The sequence below is a fragment of the Streptomyces caniferus genome, assembly GCF_009811555.1.
Lineage (GTDB): Bacteria > Actinomycetota > Actinomycetes > Streptomycetales > Streptomycetaceae > Streptomyces > Streptomyces caniferus.
On sequence record NZ_BLIN01000003.1, the window covers coordinates 1,320,282 to 1,344,507 of the forward strand.

Here is a 24,226-nt window from a genome sequence, read left to right on the forward strand (position 1 = left end):
CGCTGTCGTTCGCCGCCCGCGGCATCATCCACGCCTCCGGACGGACTCCCGGCGGCCGATCGCCCGCGCGTCGAGTCCGGACAGCCCGCGCACCGCGACGAAGGCCTTCTCCCGGCCGGGCAGCGAGACCCGGCCGCGCAGCACGGCCTCGGGGTCGGCGGCGATCCGGGTCAGCAGCCGGTGGTAGATGCCGGCCATCGCGGCCACGCAGGCGCCGCTGCGCCGGTCGAGCATCGGCAGCAGCCGGAAGCCCTCGGCGAACAGCGCGCGGGCGCGTTGCACCTCGAAGTGCACCAGGCCGGTGAAGTCGGAGCCGGACGGCGGCACGGGACGGTCGAAGCCCGCCGCGCAGCCGAACTTGGCGAGGTCCTCGGCCGGCAGGTACGTACGGCCGTTGCCGGCGTCCTCGCGAACGTCCCGGAGAATGTTGGTCAGTTGCAGGGCCAGGCCGAGGGTGTCGGCGTACTCGGCGGCGCGGTCGGCTTCCGGCGCGCCCGGTACGGTGCCGAACACGCCCAGCGAGAGCCGGCCGATGGCGCCGGCGACACAGCGGCAGTAGCCCCGCAGGTCGTCCCAGGTCTCGTAGGTCTCGCCGCGCACATCCATCAGCACGCCGTCGATCAGCTCGTCGAGACCGTCCAGCGGCAGCGGGAAGCGGCGGGCGGCGTCGGTCAGCGCGACGGCCACCGGGTCGGTGTCGTCCTCCTCGATCCGGCCGTCCTTGATGCGCGCCAGCACCGCCCGGGTGTCCTCCAGGCGCCGTTGCTTGTCGGCGGGCTCCAGGGCGCCGTCGCCGATGTCGTCGACCCGGCGGGAGAAGGCGTAGAGCGCCGACATGGCCTGCCGCTTGTCGGACGGCAGCAGCCGGATGCCGTAGGCGAAGTTCCGTGCCTGCTGCCCGGTGATGGCCTCGCAGTAGCGGTACGCAGCGAGCACCGGCGCGGACGCGTGTGCGGTTGCCTCCACGGTCCGACTCACCCCTCTCTTCGCAATGTCGCCCCCACCTCGCGCAGCAGGCTGAGCTTGGTCGGCTTGGGCGGTCCAGGGAGTACGTCGTAATCGGCGGCCGCGACCGCCCGGAGTGCAGCGCGTCCGCCAGCCACGAAACCGGCCAGCAGCAGCTTGAGTCTGCCGTGGACGCTACCCACCAGCGGGGTGCCTTCACGCAGCAGCTCACGGGCGCGTTCGGCCTCGTAGGCGATCAGCGCGCGCACCGATGCGCCCCCGCTCGGCGCGGCCAGATCGGCCTCGTCGACACCGAAGCGTTTCATGTCCTCGGCGGGGAGGTAGACGCGGTCGCGCCCCAGGTCCTCGGCCACGTCCTGGATGTGTTCGACGAGCTGCAGGGCGGTGCAGACCGCGTCGGAGCGGCGGATGCGTTCGGGGCTCGCGGTGCCGGTGAGGGCGAGGACGAGGCGGCCGACGGGGTTGGCGGACAGCTCGCAGTAGGCGGCCAGGTCGCCGTAGGTGCCGTAGCGGCTCACCCGCTGGTCCTGCCGGTTGGCCTCGATGAGGTCGAGGAACGGCTCGGGGGTCAGCGCACAGCGGCGGAGGGTCGGGCCGAGGCGGCGCAGCAGCGGATGCCCGGGGCCGGGGGCGCGGTCGCTGAACGCGCGGTGCAGGTCCGCTTCGAGGGCGTCCAGCAGCGCGGGCCGGTCGTCGTACTGTGCGCGGTCGAGCCCGAGGAGGACGGCATCGCCGCCGCCGGGGGCCAGATCGCCGTCACCGATGTCGTCGACGAGCCGGGCGAAGCCGTAGACGGCCATCAGATCGGTTCGCCAGGCACGGGGCAGGAAGAACGGTGCGACGGGGAAGTTCTCGTGTGCGGCCTGTTCGAGCACGGTGCGCGTCTGCTCCCGCCCGTCACCCGCCGCCCCCCTTCGGAGGAAGGCGCGACGCGCCTGCTCGTTGTCTCGGCTCACCGGGGGCTGCCCGGCGCATTTCGGTGCCGGAGCGAACCAGTAGCCATTGCCGTCACGTCTCCCGTTCTACACCGCCAAGCTAAAACATCCTATTTCGGACACGCCGCAGCAGGCGCCGCGCCCGATCGGGCCCATATCGCCCGCTTGGGTGAGTGTTGCCCGAGATATACCTCTTGCGCTGTTCGGTACCCGTACAGCTTACGCCGTACGTCTCGCCCGCCTCCGAGGGGGTACCGAAGCCCCGGGCAACAATCCGTTCAACATCCCTTACGCCCGAACTCTTCCCGGCGTCAACGGAGTTGACCGTTTCCTCACGTTCGAAGGCCTCCGCGAGGCGGACTCACGGAGGCCTTCGGGTGCGGGACGGGCCTATTTGCCCGTCTCCTTCTCGTACGCCTTGATGACCTCGTCCGTCGGGCCGTCCATCAGCAGCTCGCCGCGCTCCAGCCACAGGACCCGGTCACAGGTGTCGCGGATCGACTTGTTGTTGTGGCTGACGAGGAAGACGGTGCCGGCTTCCTTGCGCAGTTCGCGGATGCGGGCCTCGGAGCGCTTCTGGAAGCTGCGGTCGCCGGTGGCCAGCGCCTCGTCGATCATCAGCACGTCGTGGTCCTTGGCCGCGGCGATGGAGAACCGCAGGCGGGCGGCCATGCCGGAGGAATAGGTGCGCATCGGCAGCGAGATGAAGTCGCCCTTCTCGTTGATGCCGGAGAAGTCGACGATGCCGTCGTAGCGCTCGCGGACCTGCTCGCGGCTCATGCCCATGGCCAGGCCGCCGAGGAGGACGTTCTTCTCGCCGGTCAGGTCGTTCATCAGCGCCGCGTTCACGCCCAGCAGCGAGGGCTGGCCGTGGGTGTAGACCTTGCCGCGCTCGGCGGGCAGCAGGCCGGCGACCGCCTTGAGCAGCGTCGACTTGCCCGAACCGTTGGAGCCGATCAGACCGATCGACTCGCCGCGGTAGGCGGTGAAGGAGACCCCCTTGACCGCATGCACCTCGCGCACGCCCGAGGAGGGCTTGCGGCGCACGATGCGGTTCAGCGCCGCGGTGGCGCTGCCCTTGCCGGCACCCGTGCCGTAGACGCGGTAGACGATGTGCAGATCGTCCGCGATCACGGTCGGGATGCGCGACTCGGCGGCCTTGGTCGGCTCGATGCCGTTCTTCTGTTCAGCCACGTCCGTACCGCTCCTCAGCCTTCCAGAAGTACACAAAGCCGACCACGCCCATCAGCAGCGCCCAGCCGCCGGCGAACGCCCACACATGCGGCGGCAGCTTCGCGGAGGTGAAGCTGTCGATCAGCGCGAAGCGCATCAGGTCGATGTAGACGGCGGCCGGGTTGGCGTTGAGCAGGACCTCCACGAACTGCGGGACGTGCTTGCCCTTCAGGATCAGGTCGATGCTGAACATCACGCCGGACGCGTACATCCAGGTCCGCATGATGAAGGGCATCAGCTGCGCCAGGTCCGGGGTCTTCGCCCCCAGGCGCGCCATGACCATCGCCAGGCCCGTGTTGAAGAGGAACTGCAGCGCCAGCGCCGGCAGGGCGAGCAGCCACGACCAGGTCGGGATCTGCCCGAAGCCGAGCAGGATGATCACCAGGACGCCCATGGAGAACAGCAGCTGCTGGAGCTGCATCAGGCAGAACGAGATCGGCAGGCAGGCCCGCGGGAAGTGCAGCGCCCGCACCAGGCCGAGGTTGCCGGAGATCGCCCGGGTACCCGCCATCACCGAGCTCTGGGTGAAGGTGAAGATGAAGACGCCGGTCACCAGGAACGGCACGAAGTCGGGGACGCCCCGGCTCGTGCCGATCAGCACACCGAAGATCAAGTAGTAGACGGCCGCGTTGAGCAGCGGCGTCGCCACCTGCCAGACCTGGCCCAGCTTGGCCTGGCTGTACTGCGCCGTCAGCTTGGCGCTGGCGAAGGCGGAGATGAAATGCCGCCGGTCCCACAGCTGCCGGACGTACGCGGGCAGGCTGGGGCGGGCCCCGCTCTGCGAGAGCCCGTACTTCTGGGCCCGCTGGGCAGGTGTGAGCCCCTCATCGGAAGATGGCGGGGCACTCATGGCGACCGCACTGTCGTGCGTGGTCTCGCTCACAGTTGACACTTTCGTCCTCAAGGTGCGCTGCCGGGGCCACGCCCCGGTTCGCGCCTGATGCTCTCAGATACGAGCTTGTCAGATGACGGGAGGGCGGCCCAGTCGGGTCAGTCGCCAAACGGTAGCCCACTTCATGGGGCGCCTGGGACCGCACGGGCTCACCCAGCCCTCCTTGAAGCCGCCCAGCCAGGCCCGCAGCGCCGGCCGAGACGGCCGGCGGGCGAGGGTGAGCAGGAACCAGACACCGAGATAGACCGGAACCATCGGTGCGGGGAGGTTGCGCCGGGCCAGCCACACACGGTTACGGGCCACCATCCGGTGGTAGACCGCGTGCCGGGCGGGCGCCGTCGTCGGGTGGAAGAGCACCATGTCCGACCGGTAGTCGATCTGCCAGCCGGCGTCCAGCGCCCGCCAGGCCAGGTCGGTCTCCTCGTGGGCGTAGAAGAAGTCGTCGGGCAGTCCGCCGACCTCCTCGAACACATGCGTGCGGACCGCGTTCGCACCACCGAGGAAGGTGGTGACCCGCGACGAGCGCATGGGGTCCGAGGCTCGCAGCCGCGGCACATGGCGGCGCTGGGTCTCGCCCGTGTCCGGATCCGCGATCCGGAAGCTGATGATCCCGAGCTCGGGGTCCGCGGCGAAGGCCTCCCGGCACAGCTCCGCGGTGTCCTCCCGGGCCAGCAGGCCGTCGTCGTCGAGGAAGAGCAGGACGTCGACGTCGCTGCCGCCGGGTCCGAACGCCTCGATGCCGACATTGCGGCCTGCCGGGATGCCGACGTTCTCCGGCAGCTCGACGGTCCGTACGCCCTCGGGGAGCTCGGGCAGCGGCGAACCGTTGCCCACGACGGCGACCTCGACCGGGTCGCCGTCCTGCTTGGCGACCGAGTCGAGCAGCGCCCGCAGCTCCTCCGGGCGGTTGCCCATGGTGATGATGACCGCGCCGACCTTCATCGCGCTCCTCACTTCAGCCTGCTCGACGCCAGGATGGACACCAGGTGCAGCAGGGACTGCAGGAGCGCGATGCCGGCCAGCACGGCGACACCGAGCCTCGAGAAGAACAGGTCGCCCCTGATCGTGTCCAGGACCGCCAGGGCCAGGATCAGCAGGGACGCCTCCACCCCGAGGACGAGGCGGTGGAACTTCAGCGCCGCGGCGGCCTTGCGGGCCAGCGCCATGCCGGACGAACGCGGCTCGGACGCCGCCTCCTTGACCGGCGGGAGACCGCCCTGATGGCGGGCGACACCGACGAGGTCGGTCTCGGCCTTGATCAGGATGGCACCGAGAGCGGCGAGGGTGCCGAGGAAGGCCCACAGCCAGTCGATCCGCCCGGAGCCCCACAGGTCGGCGGCGCGCAGGCCGAAGCCGACCAGGACCGCCGCGTCGCACAGGTAGGCGCCGACCCGGTCCAGGTACACCCCGCCGAGGGAGAACTGCTTCTTCCAGCGGGCGACCTCGCCGTCGACACAGTCGAGCAGCAGGTAGAGCTGGACCATCAGCACGCCGAGCAGCGCCCCCGGAATCCCCGGCACCAGCAGGGCGGGGGCGGCGAGGACGCCGGCGACGGTCATCACGTAGGTCAGCTGGTTGGGCGTGATCCGCGTGTTCACCAGGTGGCGGTCGATGCGCAGCGAGATCTCGCGCATGTAGAGCCGGCCGGCCCAGTGCTCGCCGCTCCGCCGGTCCTTCACCCCCGGGGGGTGAACGACCGGGCGGAGCTCAGCTACCGATGGCTTGTGCATAGTCGGCGTAAGCATCCCTGATCTGGTCGGTGGACAGGTCGAGGTGCTCCAGGATGGTGTAGCGCCCCGGACGGGTCTTGGGTGCGTACTCGACGGCCTGGACGAATTCCTCGTCGGTGAAGCCGATCTCGCCCGGCGTGACCGGCAGGCCGTGCCGGCGCAGCACCTCGACCATCAGGTCACGCGTCTCCTTGTCCCCGCGCAGATGCGTGGCGAAGGCCGCGGCGAGGCCGCACTGTTCGCCGTGGCTCGCCGCGCGCTTGGGGTAGAGGATGTCGAGCGCGTGGTTGATCTCGTGGCAGGCGCCGGACGCCGGACGGCTGTCGCCGGCCACCGACATCGAGATGCCGGTCAGGACCAGGCCCTCGGCCAGCACCTGGAGGAAGGCGTCGTCGCCGACCCCGCCGGGGTGGCGGAGCACGGCCTCGCCGGCCTGGCGTGCCATGGCGGCGGCCAGGCCGTCGATCGCCTCGCCGGTCTCCCGGTGCGAGAGCTCCCAGTCCGCGACCGCGGAGATGTTGGAGATCGCGTCACCGATGCCGGAGCGGACGAACCGGACCGGGGCCTCGCGGATGATGTCGAGGTCGATCACCACGGCGATCGGGTTCGGCACACCGTAGGAGCCGCGGCCCGCGTCGTTGTCGAGGGTGGCGACCGGCGAGCACAGGCCGTCGTGCGACAGGTTCGTCGCGACGGCGACCAGCGGCAGGCCGATGCGCGCCGCGGCGAACTTGGCGCAGTCGATGATCTTGCCGCCGCCGAGGCCCACGACCGCGTCGTAGTGCCCCTTCTTCATGGCGTCGGCGAGCTTGATCGCTTCGTCCAGGGTGCCGCCGCCGACCTCGTACCACTCGGCGCCCGGCAGCGCGGGGGACAGCCGCTCGCGCAGCCGTGCCCCCGAGCCGCCGCTGATCGCGATGGCGAGCTTGCCCGACGCGGAGATGCGCTGATCGGCCAGCAGGCCCGCCAGGTCGTCCAGGGCGCCGGCGTTGATGTCAACGACTACCGGGGACGGAATGAGGCGGGTCAGTACTGGCATGCGATGTCACGGCCCTTCGCCAGGTCGTCGTGGTTGTCGATCTCGACCCACTTGACGTCGCCGATCGGGGCCACGTCCACCTTGAAGCCGCGGTTGACGAGCTCCTGGTAGCCGTCCTCGTAGTAGAGGTCGGGGTCCCGCTCGAAGGTGGTCTTCAGGGCGTCGGCGAGCTCCTCGGCGGCCTCGCCCTCGATGAGGGTGACACCGATGTACTCGCCGGTGGCCTCGGACGGGTCCATCAGCTTGGTGATCTTCTGGACGCCCTTGGCGGGGTCCACGACGACCTTCATCTCCTCGTCGGCGAGCTGCTTGACGGTGTCCAGCGCGAGGATGATCTTCTGGCCGTTGCCGCGGGCGGCGAGCAGGGTCTTCTCGACGGAGACCGGGTGCACGGTGTCGCCGTTGGCGAGGATCACGGTGTGCTTGATGGAGTCACGGCCGCACCACAGGGAGTAGGCGTTGTTCCACTCCTCGGCCTTGTCGTTGTCGATGAGGGTGAGCTTGAGGCCGTACTTCTGCTCCAGGGCCTCCTTGCGCTCGTAGACGGCTTCCTTCCGGTAGCCGACGATGATCGCGACCTCGGTCAGGCCGATCTCGGCGAAGTTGCCGAGGGTCAGGTCGAGGATGGTCGTGTCCCCGTCGACCGGCACCAGAGCCTTGGGCAGGGTGTCGGTGTAGGGGCGCAGACGCCGTCCGGCGCCGGCAGCCAGCACGAGGCCGATCATGCGGGTTCTCCTTCATCGTGTACGGCGGGTGCTTGGGAGGACACCCAGAAACGGATGCTCTCGATGAGCACCAGCAGCGCCAGGGCCACAGCAAGGGCCGTCAGCGCGATTGTGAAACCTTCAGGGGACAGCGCGGCGGCGAGGACGGTGACCACGAGGACCCGTCCCTCATGTCCGCCGGTCGCCCGGACCAGCCACCGCGGAGGGGCTCCGGTGCCACCGCGGATGCGGTAGACCGTGTCGTAGTGATGGTAGGCGACCGCCGCGACCAGCCCGTACGCCGCGGGCAGCGCTCCGGGGACGTCCGCACGGGCCGCCAGGACCAGGATCGCGACGTATTCGCCGGCCCGGAAGAAGGGCGGCACGAGCCAGTCGAGGGCGCCCTTGAGCGGGCGGGACACCGCCGCACCGGCCAGCAGCGCGGAGCAGGCGGCGACGCCGACGGTGAGCCAGGAGGCGGGGTCGTCCTGGAAGATCACCCAGACCAGCAGCACGGCGGCTGAGAGAAACGCCATGACCGGCGCCAGGAAGGAACCGGTGCGGCCGCGGCCGTGGGCGCGGCCGGCGATCAGCTCGGCGAGCGGCCCGGAATCGGCGAGATCGGCCAGCGCCTGGGCGGCCCGGTCGGTACGCCGGGCCCGGCGGGTCAGCGAGCGCAGCACCCGGCCGGCCGTGGTGTAGCAGGCGGCCAGCGCACAGCCGATGAGCAGGGCGTAGAAGACGATGCGCGGGGTGGTCAGCGCGGTGAGCACCGCGATCATGGCCCAGCGTTCGCCGATCGGCAGCACGATCATCCGGCGCGCCCAGACCGTCCAGCCGACGCTGTCGAGCTTGCCGGAGAGCGCGGCGGTGGGGCTGGTGTTGGCGGTGGCACCACTTGCATCGTGATTCGCCTCGTTGAAGGAGAAGTCGACGACGTGGCGGCAGGTCATCAGGACCATCGCGCCGAGCGCCAGCGCCCAGACATCGTCTCCGCCGCGGGCCGCCCCGAGGGCGAGGCCCGCGTAGTACGCGTACTCCTTGGCCCGGTCGAAGGTGGCGTCCAGCCAGGCGCCCATCGTCGAGTACTGCAGGGAGTAGCGGGCGAGCTGCCCGTCGGTGCAGTCCAGGACGAAGGAGAACAGCAGAAGGAAGCCGGCGGCGACGAAGCCGCCACGGGTGCCGGTGGCCGCGCAGCCGGCCGCGATCAGCGCGGTGAGCAGGGACGCGGTGGTGACCTGGTTGGGGGTGAGCCCGCGGCGCGCGCACCAGCGGGCGAGGTAGCGGGAGTACGGGCTGATGCAGTACGTCGTGAAGAACCCGTCGCGGGACTTCACGGCGGTGCGCAGCCGTACGGCCTCGTCGTCGACGGCGGCGACGGCCTCCCGTGCGTCCTCGCGCTGCGCCGGTGTGAGCGCGACGGTGGCGATCAGGCTGCCGAGCTCGACGCGGTGCAGTCCGGTCTCCTCACGGTCGAGGGACTCGGTGAGGGTGTCGGTGAGGACGTCCGTGAGGTGGGCGGTGCCGGCGCCGACCGGGATCCTGCCGACGGCGCGGGTCAGCGCGGCGCGCGCCTCGGGCTGCGCGGTGAGCGCGCCCGGCACGGCCGCGGCGGGGAAGCGGGGGTCGGTCAGCGCGAGCCGCAGCGCGTGCAGATGCCCCACGAAGCGGGGGTCGACGATGGCGACCCGCTCCTGGACGGGCACCGCGGCGAGCAGCTCGGCGGCGGACGCGGCGTCGTCCGCGGTACGGACGTCAAAGCCCAGCGTGCGCAGGTCGGCTTCGAGCGGCGACCCGGCGACCGGCGGACCGGTGAGGATGGCGGTCGACAGTCGAACTCACTCCTTGGATGCTGACAAGGCAGCACGGACGGTTCGCGATCGATCCGCATTCGATACGAACTACCCGGGCAGCGGGCGTGGCACACCTGGCGCCCGGAGGGCTGGGGTGGCACGTCGGCAGAGGCTATCGGATCGCCGGATGCGGCCGTTCACCGCGCATTCACCGCACGATCGAGTGACCGACGGCTGCGCCTGCCGCGATCATCATGGTGGATCAGGTGGTGCATGAACAACTGGCCCGCGGACCTGGTCTTCCATTCGGTGCCGGTTATGAGAGGGCTGGTCACGGGGCGGGCGGGTTGTGCCGGGGCAGGTGTGGCGAGAGCCATCCCAGGTCCGGGGGCGGTCGCCGGCCGGCGGTGGCGTCATCGCGGCGCACGGCGCTTTCCGTGCCGGGGGCGGCGGGCGCGGCAGCGGGTGTGGACCATCTCACGGCCCGGCGCACTGCACGAGCGGCGCGCTGGCATGTGGCGCCGCGCACCCACTGTGCCGGTGATGCGGACCAGGCTAGGGCAGACTTGGCGTCGAAGACCGACGACAAGGATGGGCATGCCGATCACACCTGCCAACGGACAGACCGCCGGGGACCCGGCGGTGAGCACACCGGGCGGCGCCGCCGAACCGATCATGCTGGAGCTGGTCGACGAGGACGGTACGACGATCGGCACCGCGGAGAAGCTCGCGGCCCACCAGGCTCCCGGGCAGCTGCACCGGGCGTTCTCCGTCTTCCTCTTCGACGAGAAGGGGCGGCTGCTGCTGCAGCGCCGGGCGCTGGGGAAGTACCACTCCCCCGGTGTGTGGTCCAACACCTGCTGCGGGCACCCGTATCCCGGTGAGGCGCCGTTCGTGGCCGCGGCCCGGCGGACCTCGGAGGAGCTGGGCCTGGCGCCCACCCTGCTGGCGGAGGCGGGCACCGTGCGCTACAACCATCCCGACCCGGCCTCCGGCCTGGTGGAGCAGGAGTACAACCACCTGTTCGTCGGGCTGGTGCGGGCCGAGCCGGCGCCCGATCCCGAGGAGATCGGCGAGATCGCCTTCGTGACGCCGGAGGAGCTGGCCGAGCGGCACGCCGAGGCGCCGTTCTCCGCATGGTTCATGACCGTGCTGGACGCGGCGCGGCCGGCGGTGCGCGAGCTCACAGGACGGGCGGCGGGCTGGTAGCGAGCGGGGCGAGCGGCAGCTCGGCCCAGATGGCCTTTCCGCCGTTCCTCGTGTTCTCGACGTCGCACTTGCCGCCGGCCTCCGCGGTGAGTGTCTTGACGAGCCACAGTCCGCGGCCGCCGACATCACCCTGTTCCGCCTCGAGTGCCTTGGGGCGGTAGGGGTGGTTGTCCTCGACCGCGACCCGTAGCCAGTTCGCCCCGATCGTGACCTGGACGGCGATCTGGGGCGAGAGCAGGGCGGCGTGGCGGACGGCGTTGGTGACGAGTTCGGAGACGATGAGCAACAGGCCGTCCATGATCTCGGCGGCCACGGGCACACGCTGTTCGTCGAGCAGATCCCGGACCGCGTGACGTGCCTGCGGCACCGAAGCCTCCAGTGCCGGAGCGGTGAACCGCCAGACACCTTCGTACGCGAGCGGGGAGGTCAGCTCTTCGGGGGGTTCTGCAGGGGGTCCGGAAGGCATCCTCACAGGAAGAGTGTTGAGAATGCGTTGGTCCGGACCGGCCAGCTGAACACAAGTCAGCGCTTATCGACGCCTTATGGCCGATTGCGAGTGAGGCGATCGACCCGGCGATCGATCCTGTTCCCTTTATGGGTTGTTCGCGGACTTACCCGAGGTGACCCCCGTACGATCCGCGCCTCCGCGAGGACGTCCGGGAGCACACAGCGCAGCAGGCCCGGTGCCTGGGCACCGGGCCTGCTGAGGTGTTTCAGTAGCGGGGACAGGATTTGAACCTGCGACCTCTGGGTTATGAGCCCAGCGAGCTACCGAGCTGCTCCACCCCGCGTCGGTGAACCCCACACTACGGGCCGGCCGCCCCAGGACCAAATCGATAATCACCACGGGTGCCACGGGCCCGCCGGGCCCGGCGGAGCGCCCTGCGTCGGGGCGGTGGCCCGGCCGCGTGCCCACCGGGTCCGCGGGCGTCCCGCCGCGTCCGGGCGACGCCCCACCGCGTCAGACCGTTCGGTCGGTGATCCGTCCGGCGTCGACCTCGATACGGCGGGTGGTGTGCACCGCTTCGAGCATCCGGCGGTCGTGCGTGACCAGCAGAAGCGTGCCCGGGTACGAGGCGAGCGCGGACTCCAGCTGTTCGATGGCCGGCAGATCGAGGTGGTTGGTGGGCTCGTCCAGGACGAGGAGGTTGACCCCGCGGCCCTGGAGGAGGGCCAGCGCGGCGCGGGTCCGCTCCCCCGGCGACAGGGTGCGCGCCGGACGCAGCACATGCGCCGCCTTCAGCCCGAACTTCGCCAGCAGGGTACGGACATCGGCGGGCGCCAGATCGGGGACACAGGCCCGGAAGGCGTCCATCAGCGGCTGGTCGCCCAGGCCGTGGTCCCCGAAGAGCCGGCCGCGCGCCTGGTCGACCTCGCCGACCACCACGCCGGGCCCCAGGGCGGCGTGCCCCGTCTCCAGCGGGAGCCGGCCGAGGAGGGCGGCGAGCAGGGTCGACTTGCCGGAGCCGTTGGGGCCCGTGATGGCGACCCGGTCCGCCCAGTCGATCTGCAGGTCCACCGGGCCGAAGCGGAAGTCGCCGCGCCGGAGACCGGCGCCGCGCAGAGTGGCCACGACCGCGCCGGCCCGGGGCGCGGCGGCGATCTCCATCCGCAGTTCCCACTCCTTGCGCGGCTCCTCGACGACGTCGAGCCGCTCGATCAGGCGCTGGGTCTGCTTGGCCTTGGCGGCCTGCTTCTCGGTGGCCTCCACCCGGGCCTTGCGCCCGATCTTGTCGTTGTCGGGAGCCTTGCGGCGGGCGTTCTTGACGCCCTTCTCCATCCAGTTGCGCTGGGTGTGCGCCCGGGTCTCCAGGGCGGCCCTGGTGTCGGCGTACTCCTCGTACTGCTCGCGCGCGTGCCGCCGGGCCCGCTCGCGCTCCTCCAGGTAGGACGCGTAGCCGCCGCCGTAGGTGTTGACCTGCTGCTGGGCGAGGTCGAGTTCGACGACGCGGGTGACCGTGCGGGTCAGGAACTCGCGGTCGTGGCTGACCAGGACGGTACCGGCGCGCAGCCCCGTGACGAAGGACTCCAGCCGTTGCAGACCGTCCAGGTCGAGGTCGTTGGTCGGCTCGTCCAGCAGGAAGACGTCGTAACGGGAGAGCAGCAGCGAGGCGAGCGAGGCGCGGGCGGCCTGGCCGCCGGAGAGCGTCGTCATCGGCTGGTCGAGGCTGACGGAGAGGCCGAGCTGCCCGGCGGTTTCCTCGGCGCGCTCGTCCAGGTCGGCCGCGCCCAGCGCGAGCCAGCGCTCCAGCGCCGTGGCGTAGGCGTCGTCCGCACCGGGCCGTTCGTCGACCAGTGCCTGGGTGGCGGTGTCCAGGGCGAGCTGGGCGTCGGCCACGCCCGTACGGCGGGCGAAGAAGGCGCGGACGGTCTCCCCCGGGCGCCGGTCGGGCTCCTGGGGGAGGTGGCCGACCGTGGCGGTGGGCGGGCTGAGCGAGAGCATGCCGTCCTCGGGGGTGTCCAGGCCGGCCAGCAGGCGCAGCAGCGTGGACTTGCCCGCGCCGTTGGCGCCGACGAGGCCGACCACGTCGCCGGGGGCGACGACCAGATCGAGACCGGAGAACAGGACGCGCTCGCCGTGGCCGGCGGCGAGGTCTTTGGCGACGAGAGTTGCTGACATCAGGCCGCCGATCGTATCGGGCCCGGTCCGGCCCGGTCGCTCTAATATCCGGAGCATGGAACCCGGTCTGAAGACGCATGTCAGCGACGGCACAGCGACCGTCACCATCAGCAACACCGGCAAGCGGAACGCGATGACCGTGCAGATGTGGCGGGAGCTGCCGCCGCTGCTGGAACGGCTGGCGGCCGACCGCGCGGTCCGGTCGCTGGTGCTGACCGGCGAGGGCGGGACGTTCTGCGCGGGCGCCGACATCGGCTCGCTGCGGGATCCGGCGGGTGGGTCGCAGGGCCTGGCGTCGGCGGCCGAGGAGGCACTCGCGGCGTTCCCCGGACCGACGCTGGCGGCGATACGCGGCTACTGCGTGGGCGGGGGAACCCAGTTGGCGGCCGCCTGCGATCTGCGGTTCGCGGAGGAGGGCGCGCTGTTCGGGGTGACGCCGGCCAAGCTGGGCGTCGCCTATTCGGCGGCCGCCACCCGGCGGCTGGTCCGGCTGGTCGGGCTGTCCACCGCCAAGTACCTGTTGTTCTCCGGCGAGTTGATCGACTGCGCGCGGGCGCTGCGCACGGGCCTGGTGGACGAGGTGCTGGCCGAGGGCGAGCTGGGCAAGCGGGTGGCGGAGTTCTCGGCCGTCCTGGCGAGCCGGTCGCTGCTGACGCAGACCGCGGCGAAGGAGCTGGCCGACGGGACCTGGGACGTGTCTTCGGCCGAGGCCGAGGAGCGCGGCGCCCACTGGGCCGCGCAGGCACGGGCGAGCGGCGACACCGCGGAGGGTGCCGCCGCCTTCCTGGAGCGCCGGGCGCCGCGCTTCACCTGGCCGACGGACTGACGCCGGGGCGGGCCCCGCGCAGACATCGCCCGGTCAGGACTCCGCTCCCCCGCCCGACGGCTGCCACCCCTGGCGGGTCAGCAGGAACCGGCTCTTCTCCCGCAGCGTCGCGGTGATCTCGGCGGGTGCCTTGTCCGGGGAGCCCGCGTCGTAGGGCGGCTGCGGGTCGTATTCGATGCCGAGCTGGATCCCCTGGGCCACGGCGTCCCCGGCGATCCGGCCGGCCAGCATCAGCCCCATGTCGATGCCGGACGAGACGCCTGCCGCCGTGACGTACTTGCCGTCGAAGACCACCCGCTCCCCGGTCGGCTCGGCGCCCAGCGCCGGGAGCTGGTCCAGCGCGAGCCAGTGGGAGGTCGCCCGGCGGCCCTTGAGCAGGCCCGCGGCGCCCAGGATGAGCGAGCCGGTGCACACCGAGGTGGTCCAGGAGGTGCCGGCGTCCACGGCGCGGATCCACTCGTGCAGCGGGCCGTCGGCCATCTGCGCGGTCTGCCCCGGGCCGCCGGGCACGACGAGGACGTCCGGCGCGGTGACCTCGCCCAGTGCGGCGTCGGCGATCAGCCCGAGCGAACCGAGCTCGTTGCGGTGCGGGCCGGTGCGCTCGCCGACGAACACCGCCTCGGCCCCCGGCAGCCGGCTGAGGGTTTCGTAGGGGCCGACGGCGTCCAGCGTGGTGAAGCCGTCGAAGAGAAGGATCGCGAGCTGCATGACGGTTCCTGTCGGTAGAGGTGGCGGGGCTCGGGCCGGTGTGGTGATCGCGGCCGGCCGGGGTTCAGGACGTGGCGAGGGGTGGCCGGGTGGTCCGGAAGCGGCGGCGGTATTCGGCCGGGGAGGCGCCCAGGACGCGGAGGAAGGCGCGGCGCATCGCCTCGGGGGTGCCGTAGCCGCAGCGCCGCGACACCTGCTCGATGCCCTCGACGGTGTCCTCCAGATGCCGGCGGGCGGCCTCCAGCCGCACCCGGTCGACATAGCGCCCCGGCGTCATGCCCACCTCGTCGCGGAAGGCCCGGGCGAAGTGCCGCGGGGAGAGGCTGGCGCGTTCCGCGAGGGCGTCGACGGACAGGTCCGCCGCCGGGTTCTCGGTGATCCACTGCTGGACGTCGCGCAGCGGTCTGCGCTGGGCGGTCTGCGCGGCGAGCTGGGCGCTGAACTGGGTCTGGTTGCCCGGCCGCCGCAGGAACACCACCAGGTGCCGGGCGACGGTCAGCGCGAGGTCCCGGCCGAGGTCCTCCTCCACCAGGGCCAGCGCGAGGTCGATACCGGCCGTCACGCCCGCCGAGGTGGCCAGATCGCCGTCCCGTACGTAGATCGGCTCCGGTTCGACCCGCACCGCGGGGAACCGTGCGGCGAGGGTGTCGCAGAGCATCCAGTGGGTCGTCGCGCGGCGGCCGTCCAGCAGCCCGGCCTCGGCCAGCAGCAGCGCTCCGCTGCACACCGAGACCTTCCGCCGGGCGCGGTGGGCGTTGGCGCGCAGCCAGTCGATCAGCCGGGGGTCGGGGGTGCGGGTGCCCTGGCCGCCGGGCACCAGGAGCGTGTGCGGCGGCCCGGCGGCGGCGAGGGTGAGGTCGGGGACGAGGGTCAGCCCGCTGGTGGTGCGGACCGGGGCGCCGTCCAGGCTCGCGGTGCGGATCCGGTAGGCGGCCGGGCCTGCCTGGGCCGCTCCGTGGAAGACCTCGACCGGTCCGGAGACGTCGAGAGCCTGCACACCGTCGAAGAGGACGACGAGTACCTCGCGCTGTTCCATGCCCTCCATCCTGGGCAGCGGCGACGAGGGCGGCAACGACGGATCTCCCACCTTTCCTGCCATGGCGCGGGCCGGGAGCGGATACCGGCCGTTGTCGGTGCCCTGCACCCACCTCCATACCGACGGGTCGGTAACCTGCCTGTATGACCACTTCCAGCGCACTGCCCGAACAGGCCGGCCGCACCTGCCACAACGTCGTCAACCCGTTCCACTCCACGCACTACTTCGCGCCGGAGCTGGCCACGGAGATGGCCAGGGCCGGCATCGAGAACCGCAGCGCCGCCTACTTCGCCTGTCGCGGCGCGGCCATGGGTGCGGTCGGCCCCGGCACCATCACGGCCACCTTCTACAACTTCAAGCACGGCCTCGTCGCCGAGCACGTCCCGGACGTCTGGACGGTCACCACGCCCGCGGCCGTGCTGGACGGCCGGCTGCGCGCCGTGGACGCCACGCTGCGCCGGCTGCTGGGCAAGGAGGCCGTCGAGTCACCGGAGATGGCGGAGGCGGCGCGGCTGGCGCTGCGTGCCACCGAGGGCTGCACCCGCCGGGCCCGGCCGCTGTACGCCGCGCACGCCGACCTGCCGGTGCCCGACGCCCCGCACCTGGCCTACTGGCACGCCGCGACGCTGCTGCGCGAACACCGCGGCGACGGCCACCTGCTGGCCCTGCTCGACGCCGAACTGGACGGGCTGGAAGCGCTGGTCACCCACACCGCCAGCGGTCGCGGGATGAGCTACAAGGGCGTCATGGCGACCCGTGGCTGGTCGGAGGAGGACTGGACGGCGGCGCAGGAGCGGCTGCGGTCCCGTGGCCTGCTGGACGCCGAGGGCGAGTTGACCGAGGAGGGTGTCCGGCTGCGCAAGGACCTGGAGCGGACGACGGACCGGCTGGACCGGGCGCCGTACGAGCACCTGGGCGCCGAGGGCGTGGCCCGGCTCACCGAGCTGGCGGGCGGCTTCACCACCGCCGCCATGAACGCCGGGGCGTTCCCCGCCGCGCTGTTCGGCAAGTAGGCCCGCTGCGGCGACAAGGCCCTCGGTTCCCGGGGAGGGGCGGATTCGTCCTCCCCTGCCCGGAGCCGGGGGCCGCGGCGTCCCTCCCGGCCCCGGGGCGGGCGCGGGGACTTCACGGACACCCCGTGGCGGCTGGGCGGTGCGACAGTCCGGCCCCCCAACCGGCACAATGCAGGCTCAAGCAAGCGCTGGAAGGCGGGTCAGGATCAACGTGACGGCACCCACTGAGCCCATCGGGACCCTCGGGTCCATCGAAGCGAGGATCGCCGGGGAGCTCGGCGTCAAGGAGCGGCAGGTGAAGGCCGCGGTCGAACTGCTCGACGGTGGCTCGACGGTCCCGTTCATCGCGCGCTACCGCAAGGAAGCCACCGAGACGCTCGACGACGCACAGCTGCGCTCGCTCGAGGAGCGGCTGCGCTATCTGCGGGAGCTGGAGGAGCGGCGGACCGCGATCCTGGAGTCCGTACGGTCCCAGGGCAAGCTGGACGCCGCCCTGGAGACGCAGATCCGCGGCGCCGACTCCAAGGCGCGCCTGGAGGACATCTACCTCCCGTTCAAGCCCAAGCGGCGCACCAAGGCACAGATCGCCCGGGAGGCGGGCCTGGAGCCGCTGGCCGACGGGCTGCTGAGCGACCCTTCGGTGGAGCCGTCCGCGGCCGCCGCGGCGTTCGTGGACGCCGACAAGGGCGTCGCCGATCCGGCCGCCGCCCTGGAGGGCGCGCGGGCCGTCCTCACCGAGCGGTTCGGCGAGGACGCGGATCTGATCGGCGAGCTGCGCGAGCGGATGTGGTCGCGCGGGCGGGTCGCGGCGAAGGTGCGCGAGGGCAAGGAGGAGGCGGGCGCGAAGTTCGCCGACTACTTCGACTTCGCCGAGCCGTTCACCGACCTGCCCTCGCACCGGGTGCTGGCGATGTTCCGCGGCGAGAAGGAGGAGATCCTCGATCTCGCCCTGGAGCCGGAGGACCCGTCGGCGGCCACCGAGGGCCCCAGCTCCTACGAGCAGTCCATCGCGCACCGCTTCGGGATCACCGACCGGGGCCGTCCGGGCGACAAGTGGCTGCAGGACACCGTCCGTTGGGCCTGGCGCACCCGGGTCCAGGTGCACCTCGGCATCGATCTGCGGCTGCGGCTGCGGCAGGCCGCCGAGGACGAGGCGGTGCGGGTCTTCGCGTCGAACCTGCGCGATCTGCTGCTGGCGGCGCCCGCCGGTACGCGTGCCACGATGGGCCTGGACCCCGGTTTCCGTACGGGCGTGAAGGTCGCCGTGGTGGACGCGACCGGCAAGGTGGCGGCCACGGAGACCATCTACCCGCACGTACCGCAGCAGAAGTGGGACGCCTCGCTGGCCACGCTGGCGAAGCTGGCCCGCGAGCACGACGTCGAGCTGATCGCGATCGGCAACGGCACCGCGTCGCGCGAGACCGACAAGCTGGCGGCCGATCTGATCGCCGCCCAGCCGGAGCTGAAGCTGACGAAGGTGATGGTGTCCGAGGCCGGCGCCTCGGTGTACTCCGCCTCCGCGTTCGCCTCCCAGGAGCTGCCCGAGCTGGACGTCTCGCTGCGCGGCGCGGTGTCCATCGCCCGCCGGCTGCAGGACCCGCTGGCCGAGCTGGTCAAGATCGACCCGAAGTCGATCGGCGTCGGTCAGTACCAGCACGACCTGTCCGAGGTGAAGCTGTCGCGCTCGCTGGACGCGGTGGTCGAGGACTGTGTGAACGGCGTCGGTGTGGACGTCAACACCGCCTCGGCGCCGCTGCTTTCGCGGGTGTCGGGCATCGGCTCCGGGCTCGCCGAGAACATCGTCACGCACCGGGACAACAACGGTCCCTTCCGCTCCCGCAAGGCGCTCAAGGACGTGGCGCGGCTCGGCCCGAAGGCGTACGAGCAGTGCGCGGGCTTCCTGCGGATCCGCGGCGGCGACGACCCGCTGGACGCCTCCAGCGTGCACCCGGAGGCCTACCCGGTGGTGCGCCGGATGGTGAAGTCGGCGGACACCGAGGTCGGTTCGCTGCTCGGCAACACGACGGTGCTGCGGACGCTGAAGGCCGCGGACTTCGTCGACGACTCCTTCGGTCTGCCGACGGTGAGCGACATCCTGCAGGAGCTGGAGAAGCCGGGCCGCGACCCGCGTCCGGTCTTCAAGACCGCGACCTTCAAGGAGGGCGTGGAGAAGATCGGTGACCTGCAGCCGGGGATGCTCCTGGAGGGCGTGGTGACCAATGTCGCCGCCTTCGGGGCGTTCGTGGACGTGGGCGTGCATCAGGACGGTCTGGTACACGTCTCCGCGATGTCGAAGACCTTCGTCAAGGACCCGCGGGACGTGGTGAAGCCGGGCGACATCGTGCGGGTCAAGGTGCTCGATGTCGACATTCCGCGGAAGCGGATCTCGCTGACGCTGCGGCTGGACGACGAGCACGGCAAGGGCGCCGCGGCGACCGACGGCGGCGAGCGCCGCGGTGGCACCGGCGGCGGCCGGCCGCCGCGTGAGGGCGGCGGCCGCGGTGGTGCGCCGCGCCAGCGGCAGGGCGGCGGCGGACAGCGGCAGGGCGGCGGCGGACAGCGCGGCGGTGAGCGCCGGGGCGGCCGCGACGCCGGTCCGGCCAACGACGCGATGGCGGACGCCCTGCGGCGGGCCGGACTCCTGGGCAAGGAGCGCGGCGGCCGCTGACGGACCGCGGCAACGACCGGCGGCAGCGGGCCGAGGGCTCGCTGCCGCCGGCGCCGTCGGGTGCGGCGCGGGCCGAGCGCCATCCGTGCGGTCCGGCCGGGTGCGCCGGGCGACAGGGGCCGCCTGCCCGCACCCGGAAGAAATTGCGTGGACGGGATCCGTGCGGCCCGCCTACCCTGCCCACATGTCCAGCCCCGAGGCCTCAAGACGCTAGCCACCGGCTGTCCGGTGGCTCCCCGCACCGTCCCGCGCTCGCGCCGCCTCGCCGCCGCGCCCTCGTGCGGCCGTGTGCCGCCTGCCACCGGATCGCCGTAGTACGGGTTACTTCCGCGACCTGATGCCACGTCACCTCTGCGTCACCTCCGTGCCGCCGTGCCGCCGCCTCCGGTCGCCTCGCGCGGTGGCCGCGCAGGCCCGGCCGGACGGATTCTCTCCTCGCTCCGCCACGGGTACCGCTGCGCCCACCGCCGCCCCCTGCCGATCCCCTGTGGTTGCGGAGTTCTGCTGTGCCTCTCGTTCTCCATCTGCTCCGACTCGCGGTGTTCGCCCAAGGCACCGCCGAGTTCATGCTCTCCGGGCTCCTTCCGGACATCGCCCGTGATCTGCGTATTTCGGTCTCGGCCGCGGGCTCGCTGACCTCGGCCTTCGCCCTCGGCATGGTCATCGGCGCGCCGCTGATGGCGATGCTGAGCATGCGCTGGTCGCGGCGTCGCGCCCTGCTGACCTTCCTGGTCACGTTCCTGCTCGTCCACGTCGTCGGCGCGCTCACCACCCACTACGCGGTCCTGCTGGCCACCCGGGTGCTCGCGGCCCTGGCCAATGCCGGGTTCCTGGCGGTGGCGCTGACGACCGCGGCCGCCATGGTCCCGCCCGACGCCAAGGGCCGGGCCACCTCCGTCCTGCTCGGCGGCACCACCCTGGCCTGTGTCGCGGGCGTGCCCGCCGGTGCGCTGCTCGGCGAGCTGTGGGGGTGGCGCTCGGCGTTCTGGGCGGTGGCGCTGGTGTCGCTGCCCGCCGTCCTCGCGATCCTGCGGTCGGTGCCGGACGGCCGTGCCGCGCACTCCGCCGACCGCGGCCCCGGCGCGCGCGGGGAGCTGTGCGCCCTGCGCAGCCCCCGGCTCGTGGTGATCCTGCTCCTGGGCGCCCTGGTGAACGGCGCGACGTTCTGCACCTTCACCTATCTCGCGCCCTTGGTCACCGGGGTCACCGGTTTCGGCGCCGGCTGGGTACCCGCTGTACTGGCGCTCTTCGGCCTGGGCTCGTTCGTCGGGGTGAGCTGCGCCGGGCGCCTCGCCGACACCCGGCCCGTCCCCCTCCTGGTGTCCGGCGGGGCTGCCCTGCTGCTCGGCTGGACCGTCCTCGCGCTCACCGCGGGAAGCCCGGTGGCCGCCCTCGTGCTGATCTTCGTCCAGGGCGCGCTGTCGTTCGCCGTCGGGTCCACCCTCGTCTCGCAGGTGCTCTATGCGGCGACGGGGGCGCCGACGCTGGGCGGCGGGTTCGCCACGGCGGCGCTCAATGTGGGCGCGGCGATCGGGCCGTGGTGCGGCGGCGTCGCGATCGCCGCGGGTCTGGGCTACCGCTCGCCGCTATGGGTGAGCGCGCTGCTGACGGCCCTCGCGCTCATCCTCGCGGGGGTGGCCCATGGAGCCCGGCGCCGGAGGGCGAAGGCGGGCGAAGGACGGGAGGAGAGGCTCACCATGCGGCTTTCCGACGGTCCTTGACGCGGCGGGCGCGGTGCCCTGCGGGCTCGGGGCCGGCGAAAACGGAGCCTGCGGGGTGCGTGCCCCCGCAGGCACGGCGCCCCCGGGCCCAGCTCGGGCCTGGTCCAGGAAGGCCCGGCTTCAGCGCACCACCCGGCTCAGGGCGCCCCCGCATAGCCGCGGATCCGCTCCACTTCCGTCGCCACGTCCGTGAGCGTGGCGCAGTCCGGAACCGGCAGCAGGTCGGGCCCGGGCAGACCGGCGGACCCGCGGCGCGGGTCCTCGAGCGCGTCGGCCATCGCGGACAGCGCCTGGCACAGCCGCTCGGCCTCGGCCACGCTCGGGCGGTGGGCGCCGTGGTCCAGGCGTACCGCGCAGGCGGTCGCGGCGTCCACGATGCGTTCCGCGGCGGTGACGACGGTCAGCCAGTCGGGGTTGCGGTCCCGGGCGGCGAGGAGTTCGGCCGCGGCGGTCTCCGCTGCCGCCCTGGCCTCCCCCAGGGCCCGGTAGGCGGCGCGGCGCAGCGCCAGCCGCCGGGTGGGGTCCGTGCCCGGTTCCGACTCCAGGACGTGCCGGAGGAACTCCTCGGTGCTGTGCAGCGCCGAGGTGACGCGGTGGCCGACCCGGCGTCGCGGATCGGCGAGCCGTGGCAGATGGCCGACGACGAGCACGATGCCGCAGGCGATGGAGGTATCGACGACCCGCTCGGCGGCGGCCTCGTGAGCACCGCTGACGTAGACGAACGACAGCACCATGAGGGTGATCGCCACGGTCTGGAGCGCGAAGTGCCGTGTGGCGAACGGCAGCAGCGCGCCGCCCACGCCCGCCACCACCGCGGGCCACCACACCCCGGTCGGCACCAGGCCCGCCCCGGCGAAGAGCAGCACACCGGCGACGGTCCCGGCGAAGCGGTTGACCGTACGGGAGAAGAGCGGGCCCAGGTCGGGCTTGACGAGGAAGGTGGTGGTCGCCGGGAGCCAGTACCAGTGCTCCGGGCGCAGCAGCAGGGCCACCGCGGCGCTCGCCGCGATGCAGACGGCGACCCGCAGCCCGTAGTCCCGCCCGGCGGGCCCGAACAGGCTGCGTCCGCGCCGGGTCCGCCCGCCGACGGCACCCAGCGCCCCGCTGAGCAGGGACTGGGGCACGGTCATCCAGACGGGCCGGCCGACGGGGACCGGTGCCGGCTGCTCCGGAACCGGGGCCAGCGGCTCGCGGCGGGCGAACGCGACCGCGGCGTCCAGCAGCGCCTGGTCGAAGGCGCCGCGCGCGGCCGTACTGGTCTCAGGGGCGGACAACCGGCCAGGGGACCGCCCGGTGCGCAGGGCGTCGGCGAACCGCCGGGGGCTCTCCGCCACGCGGGACGGCAGCGGACGGGCCTCCCACAGCAGCGCCACGCTGGCCTCGCACAGCGCGGTGGCCGCGGCGAACCGCTCGGTGAGCAGGAGTTCGTCCGTACGGGCGGGACGGCACAGCAGCCGGCTGGTGAGCCGGCGCAGCCGCAGGGCCTCGTCGGCGCGGTCCAGCGCGGCGGTGAGCCGGCGCCGGGCGGGCTCGGCACCGGGCCCGCCGGCCGCGCCGAGGGCATCGGCGAGCGCGTCGAAGACGGTGGCGACCGCCGCCCGCTCGCCGCCGAGCGCACCGCCCGTGCGGCGCGGTGAGCGCACCACGAGCCGCAGCAGGAGCAGCCACAGGCAGCCGGCGAGGACGAAGAGGGCCTTCTCCCAGGGCGCCCCGGGCAGCGGCATCCCGGCGCCCAGGATGGCGGCGGCCAGCATCTGCATCCCGGCGTTGGAGCGCACCGGACCGGCCACGCTGCCCGCGCCGGAGACGAAGCCGACGGCGAACAGCGCCGGAACGGTCCACCAGCCCGCATCGGCCGTCTGCAGCGAGGCCCCGATCAGCATGCCGAACGCCGTGGCCAGGGCGGGCAGGCCGATGTGGACGATGCCGGTACGACGGGTGCCGGGGCGGTCGTTGACCCCCGCCAGCATGGAACCGAGAGCGGTCAGTACGCCGGGCGCCACATGGCCGGTGGCGATGCCCGCGCCCAGCAGCGGTCCCGCACACAGCGCACCACGGGCGACGGCCGCCCAGGGCACGGGCAGCCGCTGCCAGCGGAACGGGTGGGCCAGCCAGGCGGGCACGGCGCGCTGCGCGCGGAGCATGAGCCTCCTCAGACGACGGCTTACGGACGGCAATAACGGAATCCGAGGGGCGACATCGGCCGACGGTGCTGCTACCAGCCTAAGGTCCGGGCTTGTCCGCACCGCTGCCGCGGGGTTACCGCAAGATCACGAACGGACGGCCGGAAGGCGGCGGCCCGCCCCGTATCCGCCGGCCCGGGTACCCGCACGCGCCCCCTCACTCACGCCCGCACCCGCACCCGCACCCGCACCCGCTCACAGCAGCCCCGCCAGCCGGTACAGCACCAGCGACCCGGCCACCGCCACATTCAGGCTGGCGCCGGTCCCCACCATCGGGATCTCCACCACCCCGTCCAGCAGATCCAGCGCCTCGGGCGGGATCCCGTGCTGCTCATGCCCCAGGACCATCACCGTCGGCTCCCGCGCCGCCGGCAGATCCGCCAGCCGTACCGCCTCGTCGGCGAGTTCCACCCCCACCACCCGCAGGCCCCGTTCGCGCTGCCGCTCCAGCCAGCCCAGCGGATCACCGGTCCAGTGCACACAGGCAGGTCTGCGCAGCGTGTTGCCGCGCTCCAGCGCCTCGGGCACCCAGGGGAACCGCGGCACGGTCAGGCAGGCGCCGACCGCGTCACAGGTGCGCAGCAGGGTGCCGAGGTTGGCGCCGTGCAGCGGCCACAGCGGAGCGGCGTAGAGGTGGTCCCAGCACGAGTGGGCGCGCGGCCGCCGGGAGCGGCGGAGTTCGCCGGGGGTGCGGGTACGGATGGCGGGCGCGGCCGACGCGGCGGGAGCGGGCCCCTTGCGGCGCGCGCGGCCGCTCATCGCCCGGCGGAGGCGGCCCTCCGGAACCTCGTCGTGACAGGGGGTTTCTGCGGCAACATCGGCATCGTGCAAGGCGCTTGGCGGCGCGCCCGGGCCATCGTCGTCCGGACCGTCACCCGGCCCGGCAGGTCTGCGAAGCCGGCCCGGATCCGGGCACGGCCGCACCATGCTAGGCCGCCGCCCCCGAGCCG

Annotated in this window: 20 protein-coding genes and 1 tRNA gene; 5 read left to right on the forward strand and 16 right to left on the reverse strand. The window is 72.7% G+C overall.

What is annotated here, in order from left to right; all coding sequences use genetic code 11:
* Positions 1-24: 24 nt before the first annotated feature.
* The 9 genes from hpnD to Scani_RS14435 form a co-directional block, all read right to left on the reverse strand.
* Positions 25-978 (reverse strand): presqualene diphosphate synthase HpnD, encoded by a 954-nt coding sequence (hpnD, locus tag Scani_RS14395; protein WP_159474779.1) that lies wholly within the window; start codon positions 976-978, stop codon positions 25-27.
* Positions 975-1,841 (reverse strand): squalene synthase HpnC, encoded by an 867-nt coding sequence (gene hpnC, locus Scani_RS14400; RefSeq protein WP_159476004.1) that lies wholly within the window; start codon positions 1,839-1,841, stop codon positions 975-977. The genes hpnD and hpnC overlap by 4 nt, the downstream gene beginning before the upstream one ends.
* 450 nt (positions 1,842-2,291) lie before the next feature.
* Positions 2,292-3,095, reverse strand: coding sequence for an ABC transporter ATP-binding protein (locus tag Scani_RS14405; protein ID WP_159474781.1), 804 nt, complete (start codon positions 3,093-3,095; stop codon positions 2,292-2,294).
* Complete coding sequence (locus Scani_RS14410) at positions 3,088-4,017, reverse strand: ABC transporter permease (RefSeq protein ID WP_159474783.1); 930 nt, start codon at positions 4,015-4,017, stop codon at positions 3,088-3,090. The genes Scani_RS14405 and Scani_RS14410 overlap by 8 nt, the downstream gene beginning before the upstream one ends.
* Positions 4,018-4,095: 78 nt before the next feature.
* Positions 4,096-4,968 carry a glycosyltransferase family 2 protein gene (locus tag Scani_RS14415; RefSeq protein ID WP_159474785.1) on the reverse strand — a complete coding sequence of 291 codons (873 nt, stop codon included), beginning with the start codon at positions 4,966-4,968 and terminating at the stop codon, positions 4,096-4,098.
* An 8-nt stretch (positions 4,969-4,976) separates the two neighbouring features.
* Positions 4,977-5,756, reverse strand: coding sequence for a CDP-alcohol phosphatidyltransferase family protein (locus tag Scani_RS14420; protein WP_159474787.1), 780 nt, complete (start codon positions 5,754-5,756; stop codon positions 4,977-4,979).
* Entirely contained in the window at positions 5,734-6,795 is a 1,062-nt protein-coding gene (locus tag Scani_RS14425) for an iron-containing alcohol dehydrogenase family protein (RefSeq protein ID WP_159474790.1), read from the reverse strand. Before Scani_RS14425 ends, Scani_RS14420 begins: the two co-directional genes overlap by 23 nt.
* Positions 6,783-7,520, reverse strand: coding sequence for a phosphocholine cytidylyltransferase family protein (locus tag Scani_RS14430; protein ID WP_159474792.1), 738 nt, complete (start codon positions 7,518-7,520; stop codon positions 6,783-6,785). The genes Scani_RS14425 and Scani_RS14430 overlap by 13 nt, the downstream gene beginning before the upstream one ends.
* Entirely contained in the window at positions 7,517-9,331 is a 1,815-nt protein-coding gene (locus Scani_RS14435) for a DUF5941 domain-containing protein (RefSeq protein WP_159476006.1), read from the reverse strand. The genes Scani_RS14430 and Scani_RS14435 overlap by 4 nt, the downstream gene beginning before the upstream one ends.
* Positions 9,332-9,889: 558 nt before the next feature.
* On the opposite strand from Scani_RS14435, the gene idi reads away from it, so the two are divergent.
* Positions 9,890-10,501 carry an isopentenyl-diphosphate Delta-isomerase gene (idi, locus tag Scani_RS14440; RefSeq protein WP_159474795.1) on the forward strand — a complete coding sequence of 204 codons (612 nt, stop codon included), beginning with the start codon at positions 9,890-9,892 and terminating at the stop codon, positions 10,499-10,501.
* Here idi and Scani_RS14445 read toward each other — a convergent pair.
* The 3 genes from Scani_RS14445 to Scani_RS14455 form a co-directional block, all read right to left on the reverse strand.
* On the reverse strand, positions 10,476-10,967 hold the full coding sequence (locus Scani_RS14445; RefSeq protein WP_159476009.1) for an ATP-binding protein: 492 nt from the start codon (positions 10,965-10,967) through the stop codon (positions 10,476-10,478). The genes idi and Scani_RS14445 overlap by 26 nt on opposite strands.
* 251 nt (positions 10,968-11,218) lie before the next feature.
* A tRNA-Met gene (locus Scani_RS14450) sits at positions 11,219-11,292 on the reverse strand.
* A 170-nt stretch (positions 11,293-11,462) separates the two neighbouring features.
* Positions 11,463-13,121 carry an ABC-F family ATP-binding cassette domain-containing protein gene (locus Scani_RS14455; RefSeq protein WP_159474798.1) on the reverse strand — a complete coding sequence of 553 codons (1,659 nt, stop codon included), beginning with the start codon at positions 13,119-13,121 and terminating at the stop codon, positions 11,463-11,465.
* 55 nt (positions 13,122-13,176) lie between these two features.
* Between Scani_RS14455 and Scani_RS14460 the strand changes: the two genes are divergently transcribed.
* The gene (locus Scani_RS14460) at positions 13,177-13,947 is read left to right on the forward strand and encodes an enoyl-CoA hydratase/isomerase family protein (RefSeq protein WP_159474801.1); all 771 of its coding nucleotides are present in this window, start codon (positions 13,177-13,179) and stop codon (positions 13,945-13,947) included.
* A gap of 33 nt (positions 13,948-13,980) precedes the next feature.
* Here Scani_RS14460 and Scani_RS14465 read toward each other — a convergent pair whose 3' ends face one another.
* Both Scani_RS14465 and Scani_RS14470 read right to left on the reverse strand, forming a co-directional pair.
* Positions 13,981-14,655: a DJ-1/PfpI family protein gene (locus Scani_RS14465; RefSeq protein WP_159474804.1), complete on the reverse strand. Its 675-nt coding sequence runs from the start codon at positions 14,653-14,655 to the stop codon at positions 13,981-13,983.
* 64 nt (positions 14,656-14,719) lie between these two features.
* Entirely contained in the window at positions 14,720-15,691 is a 972-nt protein-coding gene (locus tag Scani_RS14470; RefSeq protein ID WP_159474807.1) for a GlxA family transcriptional regulator, read from the reverse strand.
* A gap of 143 nt (positions 15,692-15,834) precedes the next feature.
* On the opposite strand from Scani_RS14470, the gene Scani_RS14475 reads away from it, so the two are divergent.
* The 3 genes from Scani_RS14475 to Scani_RS14485 all read left to right on the forward strand — a co-directional run bounded on the left by Scani_RS14475 (position 15,835) and on the right by Scani_RS14485 (position 21,093).
* Positions 15,835-16,704 carry an SCO6745 family protein gene (locus Scani_RS14475; protein ID WP_159474810.1) on the forward strand — a complete coding sequence of 290 codons (870 nt, stop codon included), beginning with the start codon at positions 15,835-15,837 and terminating at the stop codon, positions 16,702-16,704.
* 211 nt (positions 16,705-16,915) lie between these two features.
* Positions 16,916-19,372 (forward strand): Tex family protein, encoded by a 2,457-nt coding sequence (locus Scani_RS14480; protein WP_159474813.1) that lies wholly within the window; start codon positions 16,916-16,918, stop codon positions 19,370-19,372.
* A gap of 506 nt (positions 19,373-19,878) precedes the next feature.
* Entirely contained in the window at positions 19,879-21,093 is a 1,215-nt protein-coding gene (locus Scani_RS14485) for a Cmx/CmrA family chloramphenicol efflux MFS transporter (RefSeq protein ID WP_159474816.1), read from the forward strand.
* 137 nt (positions 21,094-21,230) lie between these two features.
* Here Scani_RS14485 and Scani_RS14490 read toward each other — a convergent pair whose 3' ends face one another.
* On the reverse strand, positions 21,231-23,237 hold the full coding sequence (locus Scani_RS14490) for an FUSC family protein (protein WP_159474819.1): 2,007 nt from the start codon (positions 23,235-23,237) through the stop codon (positions 21,231-21,233).
* Positions 23,238-23,471: 234 nt separating this feature from the next.
* Positions 23,472-24,035, reverse strand: a complete 564-nt coding sequence (locus tag Scani_RS14495) for a TrmH family RNA methyltransferase (RefSeq protein ID WP_159474822.1) — start codon at positions 24,033-24,035, stop codon at positions 23,472-23,474.
* Positions 24,036-24,226 lie beyond the last annotated feature (191 nt).

What these genes read in the sequence shown, in the direction of transcription:
- idi (WP_159474795.1), top strand. Translation starts at nt 9,890, where the DNA reads ATGCCGATCACACCTGCCAACGGACAGACCGCCGGGGACCCGGCGGTG.
- Scani_RS14465 (WP_159474804.1), bottom strand. Translation starts at nt 14,655, where the DNA reads ATGCAGCTCGCGATCCTTCTCTTCGACGGCTTCACCACGCTGGACGCC.
- Scani_RS14470 (WP_159474807.1), bottom strand. Translation starts at nt 15,691, where the DNA reads ATGGAACAGCGCGAGGTACTCGTCGTCCTCTTCGACGGTGTGCAGGCT.
- Scani_RS14430 (WP_159474792.1), bottom strand. Translation starts at nt 7,520, where the DNA reads ATGATCGGCCTCGTGCTGGCTGCCGGCGCCGGACGGCGTCTGCGCCCC.
- Scani_RS14490 (WP_159474819.1), bottom strand. Translation starts at nt 23,237, where the DNA reads ATGCTCCGCGCGCAGCGCGCCGTGCCCGCCTGGCTGGCCCACCCGTTC.
- Scani_RS14495 (WP_159474822.1), bottom strand. Translation starts at nt 24,035, where the DNA reads ATGAGCGGCCGCGCGCGCCGCAAGGGGCCCGCTCCCGCCGCGTCGGCC.
- Scani_RS14420 (WP_159474787.1), bottom strand. Translation starts at nt 5,756, where the DNA reads ATGCACAAGCCATCGGTAGCTGAGCTCCGCCCGGTCGTTCACCCCCCG.
- Scani_RS14425 (WP_159474790.1), bottom strand. Translation starts at nt 6,795, where the DNA reads ATGCCAGTACTGACCCGCCTCATTCCGTCCCCGGTAGTCGTTGACATC.
- Scani_RS14460 (WP_159474801.1), top strand. Translation starts at nt 13,177, where the DNA reads ATGGAACCCGGTCTGAAGACGCATGTCAGCGACGGCACAGCGACCGTC.
- Scani_RS14445 (WP_159476009.1), bottom strand. Translation starts at nt 10,967, where the DNA reads ATGCCTTCCGGACCCCCTGCAGAACCCCCCGAAGAGCTGACCTCCCCG.
- Scani_RS14415 (WP_159474785.1), bottom strand. Translation starts at nt 4,968, where the DNA reads ATGAAGGTCGGCGCGGTCATCATCACCATGGGCAACCGCCCGGAGGAG.
- Scani_RS14475 (WP_159474810.1), top strand. Translation starts at nt 15,835, where the DNA reads ATGACCACTTCCAGCGCACTGCCCGAACAGGCCGGCCGCACCTGCCAC.
- Scani_RS14455 (WP_159474798.1), bottom strand. Translation starts at nt 13,121, where the DNA reads ATGTCAGCAACTCTCGTCGCCAAAGACCTCGCCGCCGGCCACGGCGAG.